The 21,328-nt window shown below is 61.4% G+C and carries 13 protein-coding genes; all 13 read right to left on the reverse strand.

Translation table 11 applies throughout. From position 1 onward, the window contains the following. Positions 1 to 16 precede the first annotated feature (16 nt). The 13 genes from E4633_RS16790 to secA all read right to left on the reverse strand — a co-directional run bounded on the left by E4633_RS16790 (position 17) and on the right by secA (position 21,222). Complete coding sequence (locus E4633_RS16790) at positions 17 to 430, reverse strand: type IV pilus modification PilV family protein (RefSeq protein ID WP_135871893.1); 414 nt, start codon at positions 428 to 430, stop codon at positions 17 to 19. Beyond that, entirely contained in the window at positions 402 to 890 is a 489-nt protein-coding gene (locus E4633_RS16795) for a pilus assembly FimT family protein (RefSeq protein WP_135871895.1), read from the reverse strand. The genes E4633_RS16790 and E4633_RS16795 overlap by 29 nt, the downstream gene beginning before the upstream one ends. Then, positions 890 to 6,004, reverse strand: coding sequence for a pilus assembly protein (locus E4633_RS16800; protein ID WP_162605019.1), 5,115 nt, complete (start codon positions 6,002 to 6,004; stop codon positions 890 to 892). The genes E4633_RS16795 and E4633_RS16800 overlap by 1 nt, the downstream gene beginning before the upstream one ends. A gap of 55 nt (positions 6,005 to 6,059) precedes the next feature. Next, entirely contained in the window at positions 6,060 to 6,839 is a 780-nt protein-coding gene (locus E4633_RS16805) for a DsbC family protein (protein WP_135871899.1), read from the reverse strand. Between the two features lie 202 nt (positions 6,840 to 7,041). Next, entirely contained in the window at positions 7,042 to 8,412 is a 1,371-nt protein-coding gene (locus E4633_RS16810; RefSeq protein WP_135871901.1) for a sigma-54-dependent transcriptional regulator, read from the reverse strand. A 97-nt stretch (positions 8,413 to 8,509) separates the two neighbouring features. Beyond that, positions 8,510 to 9,982, reverse strand: coding sequence for a sensor histidine kinase (locus tag E4633_RS16815; protein ID WP_135871902.1), 1,473 nt, complete (start codon positions 9,980 to 9,982; stop codon positions 8,510 to 8,512). Positions 9,983 to 9,991: 9 nt separating this feature from the next. After that, on the reverse strand, positions 9,992 to 10,813 hold the full coding sequence (locus tag E4633_RS16820; protein ID WP_135871904.1) for a prepilin peptidase: 822 nt from the start codon (positions 10,811 to 10,813) through the stop codon (positions 9,992 to 9,994). Positions 10,814 to 10,948: 135 nt separating this feature from the next. Then, on the reverse strand, positions 10,949 to 13,615 hold the full coding sequence (locus tag E4633_RS16825) for a valine--tRNA ligase (RefSeq protein WP_135871905.1): 2,667 nt from the start codon (positions 13,613 to 13,615) through the stop codon (positions 10,949 to 10,951). 122 nt (positions 13,616 to 13,737) lie between these two features. Next, positions 13,738 to 15,051 (reverse strand): response regulator, encoded by a 1,314-nt coding sequence (locus tag E4633_RS16830; protein WP_135871907.1) that lies wholly within the window; start codon positions 15,049 to 15,051, stop codon positions 13,738 to 13,740. A gap of 238 nt (positions 15,052 to 15,289) precedes the next feature. Then, positions 15,290 to 16,468 carry a serine hydrolase domain-containing protein gene (locus E4633_RS16835; protein ID WP_407925463.1) on the reverse strand — a complete coding sequence of 393 codons (1,179 nt, stop codon included), beginning with the start codon at positions 16,466 to 16,468 and terminating at the stop codon, positions 15,290 to 15,292. A 44-nt stretch (positions 16,469 to 16,512) separates the two neighbouring features. Beyond that, positions 16,513 to 16,917, reverse strand: coding sequence for a DUF2914 domain-containing protein (locus E4633_RS16840; protein WP_135871909.1), 405 nt, complete (start codon positions 16,915 to 16,917; stop codon positions 16,513 to 16,515). Between the two features lie 82 nt (positions 16,918 to 16,999). Further along, a complete protein-coding gene (gene argJ, locus E4633_RS16845; protein WP_135871911.1) occupies positions 17,000 to 18,175 on the reverse strand; it encodes a bifunctional glutamate N-acetyltransferase/amino-acid acetyltransferase ArgJ in 1,176 nt (391 codons plus the stop codon). 170 nt (positions 18,176 to 18,345) lie between these two features. Then, positions 18,346 to 21,222 (reverse strand): preprotein translocase subunit SecA, encoded by a 2,877-nt coding sequence (gene secA, locus E4633_RS16850; RefSeq protein ID WP_135871913.1) that lies wholly within the window; start codon positions 21,220 to 21,222, stop codon positions 18,346 to 18,348. Between the last annotated feature and the right edge of the window lie 106 nt (positions 21,223 to 21,328).

Raw genomic sequence — 21,328 nt, forward strand, 5'->3', positions numbered from 1 at the left:
AACTCCTCGGCCCCGGTCATGGCTGCGCCATCACGGAAACCACCCGGTTTTGCGAGGTGAGGTTGCGGAAGGCCCACTTTACCACCACGGTCACCTGTTTGGTGGTCGGCTGCAGGGCGCCGTCGCGGGCGAGCACCTGGGAGCTGCGCTCCACCACGTACTGCTTGCTTACCCCCCTCACCTTCCTGTCGATGTTCAGGCTCGGGTAGGAATCGGTGATCGAGGCGAAGTTCGTGCCGCGGAATTCGGCCATGTACTGTTCACCGACTTTGATCGCCTCGTTGCGCAACTCGTTCTTCAGGTTGTGCTGCAGGGTTACGTTCACGGTTTCCAGCACGCCGAACATGCCGACGGCCACGATGATCACAGCAACCATCAGTTCGATGAGGGTGAAGCCGTCGTTATTTTTGATCAATGCTGCTTGGGGCACAGGCGCCTCCTGATCTTCGTTTTCCGAGGTAGGTGCGCACCGTCGAGATGATGGTGCTGTCCATGTTACCGGGATTATCCGCCACGTTGCCGGGTTCCACGCAGATGGCGCGTTCGACATCGTTGACCACCCCCGACGCGTCGTAGACGATGGCTCCGGCGCCCGGACCGATCACCATCGGGAAGGAGAGGTTGACCACCGAAGAGGGGGCCACCGTGGTGTCGTCGGTCGTATAGATGCGCAGGGAGTTGCCAACCACCGTTACCGCGCGCGGCGTCTTCGTGTACATCGCCTGGAGCCTGACATCGGTTAGGGTCGAGTAGATGTTGCGCACCTGTTCCTCGACCTTGCTCTTCCTCTGCATCTGGCTGAAGTTGAGGCTCCCGATGGTCAGAAGTATCGCCATGATGGAGACAATGACGACCAGTTCGACGATGGTGAAGCCGCTTTCTTTGCTCATCACCGCTCCTGGATATGCATGATGCGTTTCACCGGCTTGTTGCCGCTCTTGCTGACGATCGGGAAGGCGTCCGCCGGGGGCTTGCCCGTCATCGCCGCGCTGGTGCGTCTCAGAAGCCGTGCGGCTCCGCTGCCGAAGGCGCTCGACAAGTCGATCTCCTTGAACTCCCCTGTGGAAAGCTGGATGAGCGCCTTTCCGCTGAGCGCCGCGTCGCTCGGTCTGCCGCCGGTGTCATAGCCCAGGGCCCAGAGGTAGGAGTTGCCACCGAACCCGCAGGGGTCGGCGTTGGGCATGAAGGAGGTGAGGAACACGGTGCCGTTGGTGAGGGCGACTGCGTCGGTAACGACGCGCTCGGCGCCGAAGTCCCCGCTGGCGAGATCGAGGTCGATCTTCCATCCCCCAGCGCCAATGGTGGTCGAGATGCTGGTGGACTGGTCGGTTATTCCCGTGGTCACGGTTGCCGTGCAGGTCTTGTCCAGAAGGTTCCCCGGATGTGCAGTCGTGTTGTAGCAGGGCTCCTTTATGCCGTAAATGTGGCGCTGTCCGTTGTTGTCATCGATCTCGCTGCCGGAGTGGTAATAGTACCTGCCGGAACCGAAGTAGAGCCAGAGGTTTTTGTTCTTTCTGTCCTGCAGCCTGGAGATCGATGTCACTACCGGGCCCGTGCCGCCGACCACCTCGCTCCACGCCCAGTTTGTCACGGTGCTCGACTCCTTGGTCATGATCCTGATCACGCCGCCGTCGGTCCAGGTACCGGTGGTGGTATTTTTCTTGGTGTACCCCACGTAGATGGCATCGTCCTGGTAATGACCGTTGCTGGAAGAGTCCCAACGGTCCGCGTCGATCGAGGCGCCCAGCATGGACCCCGCGAAGGCGTTTTCAATGCCGGTGTCGATGGTATCCACCAATAAACCGGTGCGCAGATCAACGATAAAGAATTTAAGTGTCTGATTCGACTGTCCCTTGAACTGGTTATACGTGGTATCGATCGGGCCGGTGGGGCCGGAACCGAAGACGGCGTACCAGTGCCCGTTCTTGGCCCGGTCCCCCACCCTGACGATGGCGGGCCCGGTGGTCGCGTACCCCATGGCCGTGTCGTTGAATTCCCACATCAAAGAGGGAGAGGTCGGATCGGTCACGTCGAGGGCGTAGTAGGTTGAATAGCCAAGTGCCTTGGTGTTGTCGGCGGGATCGGCGGCGACCGGGGTCGCCACGCAGGGGGTCCCGGAGGTGCAGGTCTTGGCCGTGGCGCCGCCAATCCCCATCCCGCCGATCAGTATGGTGCGCCAGACGTTGGTGCCCGGATCGAGTGCGGTGCCGGCGGCACCGGTGGTAACGGCATTCGGTTTCACGCAATCGTAATAAGTGGCCGCATCAGAGCACGCCGTGCTGGTGCCGATGCTCGCATCGAAAAGCAAGGTCGAGCCGTCCACATAGTAGAGGTGATTGTAGTAAGGGTCGGAGTAGTAACGCAGATACGGGAGCGCCTGCTTCGGGATGTACGCCCACTGCTCCTCGCCCAGGCCGGTTCCCGACAGGGTCGCCTTCTGGGTGTTGCTCGCGGTGACGTCCAAAAGCCCTAGCTTGAATGCGTGCATCATGCCGTCGTTCGCACCGACATACACCATCCCCCGGTTCTTGTAGTCGCTGGAACCGATGAAAGAGCCGTAGGAGACGTCGTTGTACCCGCTGGTGGGAGCGAGGTTGTAGGTGTTGAGCTTGCCGGTCGACTGGACGCGCGGCGTCGAGGAGATGATATCCCCGAGGCGCCAGGTGCCGGACTTGGTGGTGTAGCTTAGCGTACGGTTGGCGGCGTTGGTCACCGTCGGCACCTTGATGTCCACCTTTCGCTTGCGGTAGGAGGCAAGACCATCCGCATCGGCCTGGTCGATGCCGTGCGTGTAGTCTATGAGCCTTTCCGCCTCAGTGGCACTCACGTTCAGATACGGGGCCAAAGTCGAGGCGTTGCTGGTCCCGCTGCTCGGAAAATTCGTGGAAGAGAACGCGGTCAGGCTGGTGCCGTTCAGGCTCGTCAGGATCCTGCGCGGACGTGCGGGGTCGCTGACGGTGGCCGGGGGAATGCTGGTGGCGCTAAGCGGTCGCAGGGCAAGCTGGCGGCCGGCACGCCAGATACTCAACACATCGTCGCTGTCCTTCTTGAGCTCGGTGGTGTCGCCCACCCCGTCCCCGTTGGTGTCCTTAGAGAGATAGGCGTAGGTGGTGTTGTCCGAGCTGTCAAAGCGGAAGCTTGCCACGTAATCGGCAATCAGGTCCATCGCCCTGTTCTGGTCGGTATCTTCTCGGATGGTGGAGCGGCTGATCAGCGGATCGACGAAGTACCAAAGGTTCTGCATCTCGCCGATCCATGAGGTCCATGTCTGGTTTTCGAAAACCTTCTTCGGGAAGAAAACGGCTTGCAGGATGTTGGCGCCGCTCCCCTCGCTGTTGCTGAGAATGGAGGCCGCCGTACCGGAAGCGGCCTTGGCGGCGACTGCGGAAAGGGCTGCCCGTATCTGGTCGCGCAGTCCATCACGGTCCGTGGCGGACAGCAACGTGGTGCCGCCGTTTCTCGCGGTGTTATCCATCAGCGTTTTCGGGTCGCAAAGCCCGACTTCGTTGCTCGTCTGGGGCCCCGAATAGACGACGAAGGTGGTGATCGATTCGCTTGGTGTAGCCGGAGCGGTGGTGCTTGCCGTCCCGCTTGTGGCGAGGGTTTTTATGCCGCGGTTCTTCGCGATCCAGGTGAGGTCGCTTATGCTGCGGCTGCCGGCGTAAGGGGGGCAGCTGTTGGCCGTATCGTAGCCGCTGATGCCGTAGGTCGTGGTGCCGTTCACGCTGTTGGGAACCTGGGATGCGTACAGGGAGGCGAGCGCCTCGGAGGAACCGTTCTGGTCGGCCGTGGACATGCCGTCCGTTATCAGCAGTATGTTGTTGGACTGGCAACGGAACTGCGACGGGTTCTTCTCGGTGAGGTAGCTTCCGGCCGCATTGGGCGAAGCGAGCACCGGGAACGGATGCGTGCTGCTTGGGTTGCGGCTCACCGGCGGGTTCGCGGTATAGGCGTTGTCGCGCGCGAAGTACCCGAGCGCATTGTAGAAGCTCTCGGCAAACGGCGTCCAGGAGGTGGCGGGGATGCCGTCGATCGCCTGGATCATGCCGGTGCTGTGGTCACCTATGCTGGGTTTGCAGTACTGGCCGCTCGGCGTGAGCGAAGAGCAATCGGAGTCGACGGTGCACGCGGTTCCGGTGGAAACGGAACAATTCCCGGATCCGACATAGGTGAGCAATTGGCCGCCATCTCTCTTGGTCAGTGCGCCACAGGTCTCCTGGGTGCCGTTGGTAATCGGGCAGTCAGTGTCGAAGTAGCAGATGCGCGTCGTAGTCACACTGCAGGTTTTGACGCAGGGAATGCCGGCGGTATTGCCGCACTCACTCCCCGCGCCGTTGTTCTGGAAGGTCTGCACCCCGAAGCGGATGCGGTCCTTGAAATCATCCAGGAGCCCGATTGGTGCGGAATCCGTTGCGACCCGGACCCTGAAGGTGCCCACCGGCTGGGTGTTGAGAAGGCCCTGTTCGAGGATGAAACCTGGTGCGCTCTGCCCGGCGGTGGTGAGCGAGGTCGAAGATGGGTCGGCGACCGGGTTCGTGTTGATGTTCACGTTGCAGTAGTTAGCCATGCGCTTTACCTGGCTGTCGGCGTTGGGATCTCCGCTGGTTTGCGGGCAGTTGGAGAAGTCCTGCCGCGTGTTGTTCCAGCAGGCGCCCAGGTACCCCTGCCAGTTGGTGCCGCCGACCGTGTAGGTCAGCACGCTGGAACATACGGCGTAACCGGCGTTGGGGTCGGTCATCAAGTTGGGCGCCAGGTTGGCGTAGATGTTTTTGCACTCGCCCTCAAGGGCGGAGAGGTTGGTGCTGTAGCTTTGGGCGCCACCGCTCAAACCCTGGTAGCAGTCGTGCAGGATGTGGTTCCAAACCGAAGAGGCGGTCACGGCATTCGCAAGTGTGGTTGAGGTGCCGACGCATCCCTTGGTGTCGTTCTGGAACGCGCCCAGTTGCGGCGGGTTGGTGGTGGTGACGTTCATCCAGTCATCCATGGCTGCCAGACAGTCGGAGGCGTTGTAGGTGCCGGTGGAGATATCGATGTAGGTCTGACCGTACTCGGTCGCCTGGCTCGTGGTCTTGGAAATCCCCTCCGAAGTCCCCCCGCGTATCGCGAAGGTGAGGCTCGCGGCGGGAAGGCTCTTGACGAACTTTCTCCCTGCGCAGCCGCGCGTTTCAGCGACCAGGGTGTTGTCTTCGTACTTGCCGCCGGTCAGGATCCCCTTCTCGATGTCGAACTTGGAAGCGGTGAGCCAGTTGAGGAAATTTCCGCTGGCGACGAAACCGGTAGCGTTTTGTACTACGGCCTCGGAGACGGTGCCGGCGCCGGTGGTGTTGACGCAGACGTACTTGGTGGTACCGGCGGAATAGCTGCAAGTCCCCGGCATGGTGGCGTCGTCAACGAATTTGTTGTTGGTGAAATCGTAGGAGTAGGTCTTGTCGGAGTCGAAATAGCCGCTGTAAGGCGTGGCGTTGTTGTATGTGGCGTCGTAGCAGTCGTGATGGACGGTGCACTTGTTGCCGCAGGTATCGCCGCTTGTGATGGCGCTGCAGGTTGCGTCCGTGGTGCAGGCGGTCGGCGTGAAAATCGTCGTGCTCTGAGAAACGCAATCGCCGACGCCATTCGCGTTGCACTTGGTGCAGAAACCGGAATTGCACTTGCTGCCGCTGGCAGTGCAGTCGCTGTTCGAGGTGCAGGGTTTGGCCGAATAGACCGTACTGGTCGTCGTGGTACCGCTTTGCCGGCAGGTAGCCGGTAGCGAGGCGCAGGTGGTGTTTGAGGTACACGCCGTGGTGGTGGAGTTGGCGCAATAGGTATGGGTCGTGTCCTGGTAGAACAGATCGTACATACTGGCGGAGTTGTCGATCAACAGCAGCAGGTTGGGCGGGATGTTCCCGGCAACAAAAGCGGGCGTCACGCAGTAATCGGCGCCGGGATCGGCGTGCGAGACCGTCGGCGACAGTACGAGGGCGAGCGCGAGGCTCGAGGCCGTTATCAAAAGGGATGGTTTCATTTTTTCCACCTTGCACCTCACGAAAGGAAATCCGACGGTTGGGAGAAGGTCAAAACTACCGCAGCAACTGCTGGATGGCAGCCGCATCCTGGTAACCTACGATGATGCGACCGTCCTGAAGCACGAGCGTCGGCGTCGAGTTGATGCCGTTGGCAGCGGCGAAGCTTATCGTGTCGTCCACAGGCTTCCTGGCGTCCTTGTCCGTCGCGGCGGGAAGCGGCTTGCCTGCGAAGGACTGGTCGAGGAGTTCCATCGAATTGCGCGACAGGATTACGCGGGACTTGTCGTAGGCCTTCGGGTGCATCTTGAGCGGGAAGAGCTTGATGTAGATGGCGAGATCTGGCTCCATGGCCGCCAGTTTTTTCAGCTCTACGTGAGCCTTAGCGCAGTAAGGGCACTCCGGGTCGGTGAAGACGTAAAGCTTCTTCTTCCCCTTGGGGTTGCCGAGCACCAGGGCGTTATCCGTGGTCAGCGTGGCAGGGTCCAGGTGATCCTTGCGCTCCTGGCGCGCAGCCTGCGCCGAACCTCCCACCGGCTGCCGCGAGGCGATGTCGAAGACCTGGCCGGCTATGATGTGTTTTTTGCCGTAGTCGAGATACGCGATTCCCGTTTGCCCTTGCTGCTCGAAGGTGACCTCGTAGAGCCCGCGCACCGGTGCCGGCTTAACGTCCTTGACCGAGCCGATCTCCTTTAAGAGACCGCTCGCCTCCTGGAGGGTTATCGAATGGCATGATGCGCATTCACCGGTGCAACCTTGCGACATGGCGAAGGCTTGGGAGGAGAAGGAAACGGCTGCTGCAAAGGTAAGAGTGGCGAGAAATTTCCACAACGACATCAGTACACCTCATACGTGATTTTTATTGCCCCGGGGGTGGCAGCAACAACCATGCCTCGAACTACGGCACATCGGCATGTCACCGTTTCGGCCTCAAACCGCACAGTTGCGCCATACCATACCACGGCTGCAACCGGAAATGTACGCATTTTTTTCATAGCAGAGCCACGGACTCCGCAAAAAATTGGCACCGTACGGACGGTTAACCGAGATCGTACTCCTTCAGCTTGTACAAAAGGGCGCGATGGCTGATCTCGAGCAGGCGCGCCGCATGAGTGCGGTTGCCTCCCGTCTGTTCGAGGGCGCGCACTATGAGCCGGCGCTCCAGCGCCTCGGCCCCTTTCTTTATGGAGAGCGAATCGGGCAGCTCGGGCAGCGACCGTTCAAGACCCGCTTCCTCGCGCACCACCTCGGGGAGGGCCGCCAGTCCGAGAGCGGTTCCTTCACAAAGGACGAGACCGCGCTCTATACAGTTCTCAAGCTCCCGTACGTTGCCTGGCCAGCGATAGTGCACCAGCGCCTGCAGGGCCTCGGGCGAGGGGCGCACCCCCGGCTTTCCCATCAGCGTGCCGTACTTCTGCAGGAAATGCTCGACCAGAAGCGGCACATCCTCGATGCGCGCACGCAGTGGCGGGAGGAAAAGGGCGAAGACGTTGAGCCGGAAGTAGAGGTCCTCCCGGAACTTGCCGTTTGCGACCTCCTGAACGAGGTCGCGGCTCGTGGCGGACACCACCCGCACGTCGACCTTCGTAGCGGCCGCCCCGCCCACCCGGCGGATTTCACCTTCCTGGAGTACGCGTAACAGCTTCACTTGCAACGGCAGCGGCAGCTCGGCGATCTCGTCCAGGAAAAGGGTGCCCCCGTTCGCCTCCTCGAAGAGCCCCACCTTGTCATAGCTCGCGTCGGTAAAGGCCCCCCTGACGTGGCCGAAGAGTTCGCTCTCTAGAAGGGATGACGGTATGGCGCCACAGTTGACGGCAACGAAGGGGCCCTGCCTGCGCGAGCCGCAGTTGTGCAGGGCGCGGGCGATGAGTTCCTTGCCGGTACCGGATTCCCCCTGGATAAGAACGGTGGTTTTGTGCTCCGAGAGTTTTTTGACGAGCTGCATGATCTCGGACATCCTCGCGTTGCGGGTGATGATTTCCGAAAAGGTGCTGCCGCGCCCCACTTCCTCGCGCAGGCGGCGGTTTTCATCCTTCAGGCGCTCACGTTCCTCGGCCTTTTTCAGGACGAGGGCGACCTCGTCGCTGTTGAAAGGTTTGGAGATGTAGTCGTAGGCCCCGAGCTTCATGCACTCGATGGCGTCATCGACGGTACCATAGGCGGACATCATGATCACCGTGGCGCCGACGCCTGCTTTGGTGCAGGCGGTGAGAAAGCTTTTGCCATCCATGACCGGCATGCGGATGTCGCAGAGGATGAAGGAGTAGTTCCCCTCGCGTGCCTTGGTGAGGGCTTCGGCGCCGTCCGGCGCCTGCTCCACCAGGTAGCCCTGCTTTTTGAGGAGAACCTGCAGCATGTGGCGCAGGTTTTCCTCGTCGTCCACAACCAGGATTTTCTTCTTCTCGGTCAAATGCAGCTCCTTCAGTATTCTGTCAGACTGGTCAGACTGGTCAGACTGACGCCCAGGTAGCCCGCCAACTACCGTCTCTCTGCACCACCCGCGCCGCCTAGCCTTTACGCTCTGCCTTCGCCGGAAGGGTCAGAATAAAGCGGCTTCCTTTACCCTGCTCGCTCTGGGCCTCAAGCTTACCGCCACAGGATTCGGCGATCCGGGCGGCGATGGCCAAACCTAGCCCCGTTCCTTTCCCGGGCTCCTTCGTGGTGAAGAACGGGTCGAACACCTTCCCGATGTGTTCGGGCGGCATGCCGTGGCCGCTGTCGATCACCTCGACGACCACATCGGCTCCTCGACTGCTTCCCTTTAGCCACAGTTTCCCACCTCGCGGCATGGCGTCTCTCGCGTTCATAATCAGGTTGATCAGCAACTGCTCGAGCTGATAAGGATCGGCAAAGATCAACGGGAGGTCCGCCTCGACCTCGATCGACACTTCCAGGTGCTTCAACACCCCCTGGGGGGAAAGCAGTTGAACCACCTTTTCCAGCAGAGTGCGAACCACCACCTCTTCGCGTTGCGCGTCCTTCGGGCGGGCGTAATCCAAAAGCCCCCTGACGATCCGGTCGATGCGCTGCGATTCCTCGATGATCCGCCGCAGGTAATCCGTCTTTTCCGGGTCCGCGGCAAGATCCTCGGTGAGGATCGCACTGTACCCCATGATCGCCGCAAGGGGGGTGCCGATTTCGTGCGCCATACCCGCAGCCAAAAGCCCGACAGAGGCCATCTTCTCGGATCGGACCGCCTCGCTGCGCGCCTCGACCAGTTCCTTGTTGGCCCAGGTCAGCGCGGCTACCTTCTCCTCGACCTCCACCCTCTTCTCCCTCAACGCCACCAGCATGCTGTTGAATGCCTCGGAGAGCTCCGCGACCTCGGCACTCCCGGCCACGTTGACGGAAACGCCGAGGTCCCCGGCGGTGATCCTCCGCGTGGCCTGGAGTAGCTTCTTGAACGGAGAGACCACGGTGCGGGAAAGCAGATAGGATCCAAGCACCAGCAGCAGCAGAAAATCGAGCGCGAAGTAGGCGAGAAAAAGACGGCGCGACGATAGGAGCCGCTCCTGTGCGGGGCGAAGCGACAACGTGAGCCGGGCCGCCCCGATGACCTTCCCCTGCTCCACTATCGCTGAGTATGAGCGGCACGTGGCATGATCGGCAGAGATTTGAAAAAGCGGGCGCCCGTTGTTCAAGACGCTGAGAAGACTGTCGTCCACCGCACTGCCGGCAGGATACGCGTAGAGCGGCCGCACGGTATCGTCCACCACGAGCAGCCCCTCAAAGCTGCCATCCTGCCTCAGCTGTGCCAGATAACGCGCCACGGGGCTTTCCGGGTCGGGCGGGGCCAAGGGACGCGGCAGGACGGAGACGATGGCACCCAGAAGAAGCCGGGTGTCTTCCCCTTTCTGGGTCAGCAGGTCTTTTTCTGCGGTCTTGAATGAGATCAGCGAGAGGAGTAGCCATGCGAGCACGAGCAGCAGGCTCACGGCGGAGAGGATGTAGAAGGTGAGGCTGAAACGGAGAGGTTTCATGGCCCGCGCTCACCCTCCCATGTTCAGGTACCAGTTGATGATGCGTCGGCCGTAGAAGATGTAGAGGACAGCGGCGCTAGCCAGGAAGGGGCCGAAGGGTATGGCGAGGGTGGAGTCCTTCTTCCTTATCGCCATCAGGGTAACTCCGATGACGGAGCCGAGCAGCGACGAGACGAAGATGATGAAGAGGATCGATTTCCAGCCGAGGAACGCCCCCATCATGGCCAGAAGCTTAATATCGCCCCCGCCCATGCCGTCCTTTTTGGCTACGGCCTGGTAGACCCAGGCGATGAGGAGCAGGCTTCCGCCGCCGGCCACGATGCCGATCAGCGAGTTGAGCCAGCCGATGTGCGGGATGAAGAACGAGACGAGGAACCCGACGACGATGCCGGGAAGCGAGATCGTATCGGGGATGATCTGGTGTTCGAGGTCGATGAAGGTTATCACGACGAGAGCGCAGCAGAACACGAAGAGGACGAGGAAATAGAAGGCCGGCCGCCCCATCGCTTCCAGCGGCGCCATGTCCAGGAAAGCGGGGGGGAAAAACTTGACGAAGAGGGCGAGCGATAAAAGCCCGTTCAGAGCCTCGACGAGCGGGTACTGAATGGAAATGCGCGTCCCGCACGAGCGGCACTTACCGCCGAGTGCCAGGTAGCTGAGGATCGGGATGTTGTCGTACCAGCGGATCTGGTAGTCGCACTTAGGGCAGTGCGACGGCGGCGACACCACCGACTCGCCGTGCGGCATCCGGCAGATGCAGACGTTCAGAAAGGAACCGACCACTGCCCCCAGCAGGAAGGCGAATAAGGCGTAGAGAATGTAAGGAGTCAATGCGACCTCTTAACTGAGTTCTACGTTCTGCGTTCTACGTTCTACGTTAAAAGCTGAACGGCCTGAGCGGCTGTTTACCGTGCAGATGCGTATTCAACGTAGAACGTAGAACATAGAACTTAGAACGTTTTGTTTCTATTTGAGCCTCTGGATCTTCTCCAGGCTCTCCTCGAGGAGCTTCTTCTTGTTCTCGAACTCGGCGATCTTCTCGCGCTCCTTCTCGACCACGTCGGCCGGTGCACGCTCTACAAAGCTCGGGTTGGTGAGCTTCTTGGACAGGAACTCGATGTCCTTCTCGATCTTCGCGATCTCCTTGCCGAGGCGCTTCTCCTCTTCCTCGACGTTCACGAGCCCTTTAAGCGGAACGATGATCTCGACGTCACCTGCCACCTGCAGCGAGGCCTCGGCGGGACGCTCGATCCCCTGACCGATGGCGAGATCGGAAAGGCGCGCAAGGCTCATCACGTAGACTTCGTTCTTCTTCAAAAGCGCGAGGCTCGCCTCGGACTTGCAGTCGAGTATGGCGGCGATCTGCTTGCTCGGGGCCACTTCCATCTCGCCCCTGATGTTCCTGATCCCCTTGATCACTTCCATGACCAGCTCCATCTCGGAGGCGGCCGCGGCGTAACCCTGCCACTCCTCGCACGGGGTCGGGAAGTCGGAGATCATGATGGAGTCGGCCGCGCCGTCCTTCTTCGGAAGCGCCTGCCAGATCTCCTCGGTGATGAACGGCATGAACGGGTGCAGAAGGCGCAGGAGGTTCTCGAGCACGAGCCAGAGCACGTACCTGGTCGCAGCCTGGCGCTCGGCGTCCCCTTTGTAGAGGTCGTCCTTGGCGAGTTCGATGTACCAGTCGCAGAACTCACTCCAGGTGAAGCGGTACAGCTCGTTCGCCGCCTCGTTGAAGCGGAACCCTTCGAGGGCGGAGTCGACCGAGGCGGCCGCCTCGTTCAGGCGGAAAAGGATCCAGCGGTCGGCGTTGGAAAGCTTCAAGGATGCCGGGTCCACCTTATTCGGGTCGAACCCTTCCAGGTTCATCATGGCGAAGCGCGAGGCGTTCCAGATCTTGTTGGCGAAGTTGCGGTACCCGGCGATCCTCTCCTCGGCGAGCTTGATGTCGCGCCCTTGCGCCGCGAAGGCGGCCAGGGTAAAGCGGAAGGCGTCGGTGCCGTAGGCCTCGATCACGGTCAGGGGGTCGATGACGTTCCCTTTCGACTTGGACATCTTCTGCCCCTGCGCATCGCGCACGAGGGCGTGGATGTAGACGTCGGTGAAGGGGACCTCGTCCATGAAGTGCAGCCCCATCATCATCATGCGGGCGACCCAGAAGAAGAGGATGTCGAAACCTGTGACGAGGCAGGAGGTCGGGTAGAAGGCGGCGAGCTCCGGGGTTTTCTCCGGCCATCCCATGGTGGAGAAGGGCCAAAGCGCCGAGGAGAACCAGGTGTCGAGCACGTCGGTCTCCTGGCGGATCTCATCGGAGCCGCACTGGCTGCACGAAGTCGGGTCTTCCTTGGCCACGGTGATGTGGCCGCAGTGGTCGCAGTACCAGGCCGGGATGCGGTGCCCCCACCAGATCTGGCGCGAGATGCACCAGTCGCGGATGTTCTCCATCCAGTCGTAGTAGGTGTTTTCCCACTGCTGCGGCACGATCTTGGTGCGGCCGTCCTTGACGGCGCCAAGCGCACGCTCCGCGAGCGGTCCAACCTTCACGTACCACTGCAGCGACATGTACGGCTCGACGACGGTCTTGCAGCGGTAGCAGCCACCCACGGAGAGGCCGTGGTCCTGGATCTTTTCGAGGAGCCCGGCCGCCTCGAGGTCCGCAACAACCTGCTTTCTCGCGGCGAAGCGGTCCATCCCCTCGTACTGCTTGCCGGCGGCGTTCACCACGCCGGACTCGTCGAAGACGTTGATGCGGTCGAGGTTGTGCCGGAGGCCCATCTCGAAGTCGTTGAAGTCGTGGGCCGGGGTGATCTTCACGACGCCGGTGCCGAACTCGCGGTCGACGTAGTCGTCGGCGATGACCGGGATTTCGCGGTTCACGAGCGGAAGCATGACCATCTTGCCGATCAGGTGGCTGTAGCGCTCGTCCTCCGGGTGTACCGCGACGGCGGTGTCGCCCAGCATGGTTTCGGGACGGGTGGTGGCGACGATGACATGCTCGTCGGTGCCCACCACCGGGTAGCGCAGATGCCACAGGTGCCCCGCCTTCTCCTCGTGCTCGACCTCGATGTCGGAAAGCGCGGTGTGGCAGCGCGGGCACCAGTTGATCAGGCGGTTGTCGCGGTAGATGAGCTTCTCTTCGTACAGGCGCACGAAGACCTCGCGCACCGCCTTGGAAAGACCGGCATCCATGGTGAAGCGCTCGCGCTCCCAATCGCAGGAGGCGCCCAGGCGCTTCAACTGCCCGATGATCTGCCCGCCGGATTCACCCTTCCATTGCCAGACGCGCTCGATGAAGGCCTCGCGGCCAAGCTCGAAGCGATCCTTTCCCTCGGCGGCCAGCTGACGCTCGACCACGTTCTGGGTGGCGATGCCGGCGTGGTCCGTGCCCGGCATCCAGAGCACGTTGTAGCCGCTCATCCTCTTCCAGCGGCACAGGATGTCCTGCAGGGTATTGTTCAGGGCGTGCCCCATGTGGAGGACGCCGGTGATGTTCGGCGGGGGGATGACGATGGAGTAACCCGGCTTGTCCGACGGGACGGTGGCATGGAAGTATCCCTTCCCTTCCCACTCCTGGTACCACTTCTGCTCAACGCTTTTCGGCTCGTAAACCTTTTCCAGCTCTTTGTTTGCCATCTGATTACCTCTTCAGGAAAATGCTCTAGCAGGGCTCACCCCGCACAGCTTGTATTAAGTAATGAAAAAAGGGGATCGTGAAATCCCCTGTTTCATAAGCGGATGCGCGTACGACGTCCGCTTTAACCGCGTACGCCGCTCCTCAACTTGCGGATCTCTTCCTTGATGATCACTTCCGCCAGGTCGGGCACCACTTCCCACACGATCCGCTCGATCACCTCGCGGGAAACCTTGGAGAGCGCGGCGACCAGTTGGTCCTCGGTCAACTCAGGGACCGCTGCGGGCGATGCGGCCGCGGGGGCCGCCTGGACCTGTGCGGCGACCGCTGGTGCGGCAGGTGCAGCGGGTGCGGCGGGGACAACCGGCGCCATCTGCGCGGCGGCAACGGGTGCGGCAGGTGCTGCCTCGGATGCGGGCTCCTCAAGTCCGAACTCGAACGGCTCGTACTCGGGAACTCCGAAGGCCGCGGCCTCGGCTTCCGCTTCGGCCTCGGCGGGGACCGCCGGTGCCGCCTCGGGCTCCTCGGCAAAGGCGAAGAACTCCTCCTCGGAAACGGTGAGTGCGGAATCCGCGGCCGGCTCATCGAGGTCGAGCGGCGGGCCGGTCTCCTCGATTTCCTCCGCCTCGTCGAAGCTGAAGATCTCCTCGGCCTCGTACTCGGCCTCCGGCTCAACCACCCCGAAAAGCTGGGCTGGGGATTCGGCAGGCGCGGCCGGGGCCTCCTCTTCCAGTTCGAAGGCGCCCCACAGGTCGTCTTCCATGGTCGCCTCCACCATCTCCACGGCAGCGGCGGGTGCAGCGGCGGGCTGTGCCGGCGCCGACGGCGCCTCCCATGCCGGTTCCTCGACCGCGGGGAGTTCCCATGCGGGCTCCGCGGCGGCGGTAACACCTTCCCAGAGGTCCTCGTCCGCGGGTGCTGCAGCAGGCGCCGCAGCGGGTGCCGCAACTGGAGCTGCAGCAGCAGGTGCCGATTGTGCCATGGCATCAAACGAGGAGAGGTCACCCCAGATCTCTTCCGCGGCGGGAGCGGGCTGGGCTGCAACGGGGGGGGCGGTCTTGCGGGTCTTGCCGAGTTCCAGCATCTCCTTCACCCGATCGATCAGCTGCTGCGACTCGAACGGTTTCGAGATGGTGGCATCGGCACCGCACTGGCGGGATTTCTCTTCGTCCAGCGGTTCGAAGGCGCCGATCAGGAGGATGACCGGAACGGCACCGAGCACCGGATCACGACGGATCTCTGCGCAGACCTCGTAGCCTGTCTTGCCCGGCATCAGCGCGTCGACGAGCATCACGTCGGGTTTGATCTCCCGCGCCTTTTCAAGGGCAGCAGTACCGTTATCTACAACGGTAAGTTCAAACTCCTCATTGGCGAAGATGATCGCCACGACCTTCTGGATAGTGATGCTGTCATCGGCGAGGAGCAGTCTGTTGCCCATCGATTCCCCCTGTAACTAGGAAGCTTATCTATAGGAGTTATCTTGCACTGAAGATGTCATGCCACGCGGCTAAGACATAGAGAACAACAAAGCAGGATCAAAGGTTCTCTCTGTGTCTGGTCTGACAGAAAAGACAGTCTGCTAAGTGAGCGCAAATAGATCCAGTATCAAGCCAAAATGGTAAAAAAAGCTAGCATAAAGGGCAAAGGGTGTCAAGGTTTTTGCCCTTTCTTATTAATCACTCGTCATTGAACCTGGCCATCTCGCCGAGCTCCGGCGGAATGCCGAAGATCTGCGAGGCGAGCGTGGAGAGATCACCGCGCAGCTTGTTGAAATCATGTACCTTTTTATACTCCAGCCGCGAGGTGAGGAGGATGACGAAGGTATCCGATACCGGGTCGATCCAGATCGAGGAACCCGAGTAACCGGTATGCCCGAAGGAGACCCTCGAGAACCCCTGACCGCGTGGGGCCGAGAAGGGGGATGAGATGTCCCACCCGAGGCCGCGAACGACGAGTCCGCCGCGCGAGAAATAAGGCGCGGTCATCTGGTCCACGGTGCGCTGGGCAAGCACCCTCTTGCCGTCGAGCACCCCGCCGGCGAGCATCATGCGGCAGAAGCGGGCGAGGTCGCCCGCAGTGGTGAAGAGCCCGGCGTGACCGGCGACCCCGCCCAACTGGCGGCAGAGGTAGTCCTGCGGTTCCCCGAAAAGGACCCGCTCGTCGCTGATGGTCCCGGAACAGCGCCCCGTCTCCCTGGGATGAAAGGAGGTGTCGACCATGCCGAGAGGGCGGTAGAAGGAGACCTGGGCGAAGAGGTCGAGGGGAGCACCGGTGGCGCGGCGCACCAGCTCGGCCAGGAGGATGAAGTTCAAGTCCGCGTAGCGGAAGCGGTGCCCCACCTCCCCCTTCAGCTTCTGCGCGGCGGCGCCTTCGACGGCACTCTGCATCGGGTTGGCACTGGAAAGGGGTATGTCATCGAGCCCCGAGGTGTGGGTCAGGAGGTTCATCACTAAGATGGCGTCCTTACCCTTCCCGGCGAACTCCGGGAACCACTTGACGACCGGGTCCAGGAGGGAGATCCTCCCTTCCTCGGCGAGTTTCAGCACCGACGGAGTGGTGGCGGTCACCTTGGTGAGCGAGGCGATGTCGAAGATGGTGGAAACGGCCATGGGAGGAGCGTCGGGAAACGGGGAGATGCGCCCGTAGGGCTTCTCGAAGAGGATGCGGTCCCTGTTGCCGATGACTACGACGCCACCGGCAATGAGGTTGCGCGAGATGGCCTCGTTCATCAGCGAGTCGATGCGGGGCTGATCGCCGGCATGGGTATCGGTGGCGAAGACGACGACCAGCAGGATAAAGCAGATGCTTCTGATTAAGGGGCTCAGGCGCCCCCGGAAACGTGTGACTGATCTCAATGTGTACTCTCTTGCTGCGTTACCCGAACGTGACCGTTTCTAAGCTAGTTCATCCTGAAGCTGACCGATTTGAGAACTTTGCCTTCCATGTCCACGGCGTCGCAGCGCCACTCGCCCGAGTTCCCCTTCTCCACCGCCTTGCGGCTGTAGGTGCGCCAGTGAGCCCCCTTGACCGGGAGTTCGTACTCGGCGACCACCTGGTCGTCCAGATACCACACCTGTTTGATCGTGGTGTCGGTATCCTCAGGCGCCGAGAACCTGGTGAAGCAGTAAAGCGCCTTGACCGAGGTCGAGGAGATGCGCCGCACCGAATCGATGGGATTTCCCTTGACGATCTTCGTGGTGACCGCCATCTCCGTTATCTTCAAGTCGCCCGCGCGCGAAAGGCCCGGTGCGGCGAGGGTGGCAGCCAATGCAGCGATGACGGGTAACATCCTGGTGCGGATCATTGTTCCTCCAGCAGCGTGTGGCGGAGAGTGGGATGCCGGCGTGCCGCCGGTGCCGCCCAGTGAGGCGGCGTCGTTTGCCTTTCTAGGTCCGGTAATCCGCGTTGATGCGGACGTAGTCGTAGGAGAGGTCGCTCGTAAAAACGACGGCCTCACCGGCGCCGAGTTTCAGATCGATGGTGACGCGGAACTCCTTCTGCTGCAGGACGCGGGTCCCGGCCGCCTCGGCATCGCCTCCCGCGAAGACGCCGCCGGTTGCCATGACCACGTCGTCGAAGCGGATCTCCACCCTATCCTGCTGCACATCGGCACCTGAGTAGCCGATGGCGGCGATGATCCTGCCCCAGTTGGCGTCCTGCCCGAAGAAGGCGGTCTTAACCAGCATGGAGTTTGCGACGGCGAGCGCCGCCTTCTTGGCGTCGGCCTGGTTTGCCGCACCTTTCACCCTGATCTCGACGAACTTGGTCGCACCCTCGCCGTCCTTGACGATAAGCTTCGCCAGGGAGAGGAGTACGTCGTGCAGGAGAGCGGCGAAGGCGGCACCTTCCGGCGTACCCGCCTTGATCGACGGGTTCTGCGCGGCGCCGTTGGCGAAGATGACAGCCGTATCGTTGGTCGAGGTGTCGTTGTCGACCGTGATCGCGTTGAAGGAGCCGTCCACCGCCTCGGTGAAGGCGCTCTTCAGGAAGGCGCCGTCGACCTCCGCGTCGGTGACCAGGAAAGAGAGCATGGTGGCCATGTTGGGATGGATCATCCCCGCCCCTTTTGCGATCCCCCTGATGCTGTACGGCTTCCCACCGGCCTCGCCGCTGCGGCGCTCGATTTTTTCGAAGGTATCCGTGGTCATGATCGCACGGGCCACGTCGTCCAGCGTGCCGTGGTCCAGGCCGTCGACGAGCGGCTGGATGCCCTTTTTGAAGCGCTCCATGGGGAGCGGCTGGCCGATGACCCCGGTGGAGGCGATGAGGAGTTCCTCGTCTGAGAGGCCGAGCGCCTCAGCGGTCCTTCTGCCGCACTCGAGTGCGTCGGCCATCCCCTGTTCGCCGGTGCAGGCGTTCGCGTTGCCGCTGTTCACGAGGAGGGCGCGGCACCTGCCGTTTTTGGAGCGCTCGCGCGAGATGAGGACCGGAGCCGCCTGCACCTTGTTGGTGGTGTAGACCGCCGCCACCTGGGCGGGGTAGTCGGAGAATATAAGTGCCAGGTCGAGCCGGCCCGGCTTCTTGATGGCCGCCTCAACGGCGGAGAAGCGAAAACCTTTCATAAATCCCCCGGAAGCTTGAACACGTTCTATGTTCTACGTTCTAGGTTCTACGTTTAAAAACTTCATGCTCTCCGTCCTAAGTAAAAGGCTGGGCACCGGCAAATCCGGCCGTCCGTGATCGCCTTCAACTTAGAACTTAGAACATAGAACGTAGAACGCCTGTTAGTTAACTACTTGCCGCAGCACTTCTTGTACTTCTTGCCGCTGCCGCAGGGGCAAGGATCGTTTCTCCCCGCGTTGCGCGCACTTTTCGCGGTACCCTTCGACGCGGCCTCTTCCGCCTCCTCTTCGACGAGGTTGAAGACCATCTTCTGCTCCGGCTGCTCCAGCTCGTACTGAGCGAGATCCTCCTCCTGGCCTATCTGCACCCAGAAGATCTTCTCCACTACTTCCTGACGGATGCGGTTCATCATGTCCATGAACAGCTGGTACGCCTCGCGCTTGTACTCCTGCTTCGGATCCTTCTGACCGTAGCCGCGCAGGCCGATCCCCTCTTTCAGGTGGTCGATGGAGAGAAGGTGGTCCTTCCACTGGGTGTCGATGACCTGCAGCATGATCACCTTGATCAGGTGATCCATGAGCTCGTCGCCGAACTCGGTGACCTTCTGGTTGAAGCGGTCACGGGTGCTGCTTCTAAGCGTATCCTCGAAGTTCACCGGGGTGATGCGATCGAAAAGCTCCGGGGTCAGGTCGAGGTGGATGCCGAACAGCTTGAAGACGGTGTCCGTGATCCCCTGCCAGTCCCACTCGCGCGCCGGGGTACGGTCGATGACGAAGGCCTGCACCACGTCGGTGACGGTCTCCTCCAGCATCCCGGCGAAGCTCTTCCTGATCTCGTTGCCGGCGAGGATCTCTTTCCTCTGGGTGTAGATCACCTCGCGCTGCTTGTTCATGACGTCGTCGTACTCGATCAGGTGCTTCCTGATTTCGAAGTTGTGCGCCTCGACCTTCTTCTGCGCGTTCTCGATGGCGCGGGTGATCAGGCCGTGGGTGATCGCCTCACCCTCCTCGATGCCGAGTTTGTCCATGATCATGGAAACACGGTCGGAACCGAAGATGCGCAGGAGGTCGTCCTGCAGCGACAGGTAGAAACGGGAGGAACCCGGGTCCCCCTGTCGGCCGGAACGGCCGCGCAGCTGGTTGTCGATACGGCGCGACTCGTGGCGCTCGGTGCCGAGGATGTGCAGGCCGCCGAGAGCGACCACCTCGTCGTGCTCCGCGGCGCACACCGGTTTGTGCTTATCCACGAGGAGATCGAACTGGCGCTTGTACTCGGCGAAGAGCAGCGGCTCGAGCTGGTCGGTGTCGATGTCGAACCCGTTTTTCACGTGACGATCGACCACGGGGAAAATGCTGCCGAAGTCTTTCTCGAGCATGCGCAGGATCGCTGCTTCGTCTTGTTCCTCGTCGATCGCCTTTCCGATCGCCTCGAGAACCTCCTCGGTCTTCACCTCGGGGGTGCCGCCGAACTCCTGGCGCGCAAGCCCGTCCGGGTTACCACCCAGAACGATGTCGGTACCGCGGCCGGCCATGTTGGTGGCGATGGTGACCATCCCCTTGCGGCCCGCCTGGGCGACGATCTCCGCCTCCTTCTCGTGCTGCTTCGCGTTGAGAACGAAGTGCGGGATTGCTTCACGCTTCAGGAGCTCGGAGAGCTGCTCGGACTTCTCGATGGAGATGGTGCCGACCAGGATCGGCTGCCCCTTCTCGTGCAGTTCCTTGATCTCGGCGATGACCGCGTCGAACTTCTCGCGCTCGGTCTTGTAGATGACGTCCGGGAAGTCCGGGCGCAAAAGCGGGCGGTTCGTCGGGATGACCACGACGTCCAGCTTGTAGATCTTGTGGAATTCCTCCGCCTCGGTGTCGGCGGTACCGGTCATGCCCGAGAGCTTGTCGTACATGCGGAAGTAGTTCTGGAAGGTGATCGTGGCGAGAGTCTGGTTCTCGTTCTCGATCTTCGCCCCTTCCTTCGCCTCGATGGCCTGGTGCAGGCCGTCGGACCAGCGGCGCCCCGGCATGAGGCGGCCGGTGAACTCGTCGACGATGAGGACCTCGTTGTCGCGCACCACGTAGTCCACGTCGCGCTTGAACAGGGCGTGTGCCCTGAGCGCCTGCTGGGTGTGGTGCAGCATCTCCATGTTCCTCGGATCGTAGAGGTTGTCGATCTTCAGGAGCTGCTCGACCTTCAGCACCCCTTCCTCGGTCAGGGCCGCGCTCTTAGCCTTCTCATCGACGGTGAAATCGCCGGTGTAGGTCTTTCTTTTGCCGGAGAGGGTGTTGGCCTCGACCTCGACCACCTCACCCTTTTTCAGCATCGGGATGATGCGGTCGATGATGTAGTACTTATCCGTCGAATCCTCGGTCGGACCGGAGATGATGAGCGGGGTCCTCGCCTCGTCGATGAGGATGGAGTCGACCTCGTCGACTACGGCGAAGTTGAAGGGACGCTGGACGTAGTCGGCCAGGTCGAACTTCATGTTGTCGCGCAGGTAATCGAAACCGAACTCGTTGTTGGTACCGTAGGTGATGTCGGCGGCGTAGGCCTCGCGGCGCTCCCAGTCCTCGAGGCCGTGCACGATGACACCCACGGAGAGCCCTAAGAACTTGTGGATGCGGCCCATCCAATCGGAGTCGCGCTTGGCGAGGTAGTCGTTCACGGTGACGACGTGGACGCCCTTGCCGGAGATGCCGTTCAGGTAGGAGGGAAGCGTCGCCACGAGAGTTTTACCCTCGCCGGTCTTCATCTCGGCGATCTTGCCTGCGTGGAGCACCATACCGCCGATCAACTGCACGTCGAAGTGGCGCATGCCGAGAACGCGCTTGCCCGCCTCGCGGCAGACGGCGAACGCCTCGGGAAGCATCGCGTCGAGGCTCTCCCCCTTGGCGTAGCGCTCCTTGAACTGCGCCGTCTTGCCGCGCAGTTCATCGTCGGTGAGCTTGACGGTCTCCGCTTCCAGCTGGTTTATGCGTTCCACGATAGGCCAGAGACGCTTCAGTTCCCGCTCGTTCTTGCTCCCGACAAACTTCTTTATAAGCGCGCCAAACATCTATGAAATCTCCTTAGCAGTCAAAACAGGATAAAAAAAACAGTGTACGCTACCATAAAAGTGAGAATCCCTCAACTGAAAAGGCGCCAGTCTTGCAGGGTTTTCC

Origin of the sequence: Geomonas terrae (assembly GCF_004791675.1) — a bacterium.
Classification (GTDB): Bacteria; Desulfobacterota; Desulfuromonadia; order Geobacterales; family Geobacteraceae; genus Geomonas; species Geomonas edaphica.

Excerpts from the sequence above, each read along its gene's own strand:
- E4633_RS16795 (WP_135871895.1), bottom strand. The coding sequence starts at position 890 with ATGAGCAAAGAAAGCGGCTTCACCATCGTCGAACTGGTCGTCATTGTC.
- E4633_RS16800 (WP_162605019.1), bottom strand. The coding sequence starts at position 6,004 with ATGAAACCATCCCTTTTGATAACGGCCTCGAGCCTCGCGCTCGCCCTC.
- E4633_RS16805 (WP_135871899.1), bottom strand. The coding sequence starts at position 6,839 with ATGTCGTTGTGGAAATTTCTCGCCACTCTTACCTTTGCAGCAGCCGTT.
- E4633_RS16815 (WP_135871902.1), bottom strand. The coding sequence starts at position 9,982 with ATGAAACCTCTCCGTTTCAGCCTCACCTTCTACATCCTCTCCGCCGTG.
- E4633_RS16825 (WP_135871905.1), bottom strand. The coding sequence starts at position 13,615 with ATGGCAAACAAAGAGCTGGAAAAGGTTTACGAGCCGAAAAGCGTTGAG.
- E4633_RS16830 (WP_135871907.1), bottom strand. The coding sequence starts at position 15,051 with ATGGGCAACAGACTGCTCCTCGCCGATGACAGCATCACTATCCAGAAG.
- E4633_RS16840 (WP_135871909.1), bottom strand. The coding sequence starts at position 16,917 with ATGATCCGCACCAGGATGTTACCCGTCATCGCTGCATTGGCTGCCACC.
- argJ (WP_135871911.1), bottom strand. The coding sequence starts at position 18,175 with ATGAAAGGTTTTCGCTTCTCCGCCGTTGAGGCGGCCATCAAGAAGCCG.
- secA (WP_135871913.1), bottom strand. The coding sequence starts at position 21,222 with ATGTTTGGCGCGCTTATAAAGAAGTTTGTCGGGAGCAAGAACGAGCGG.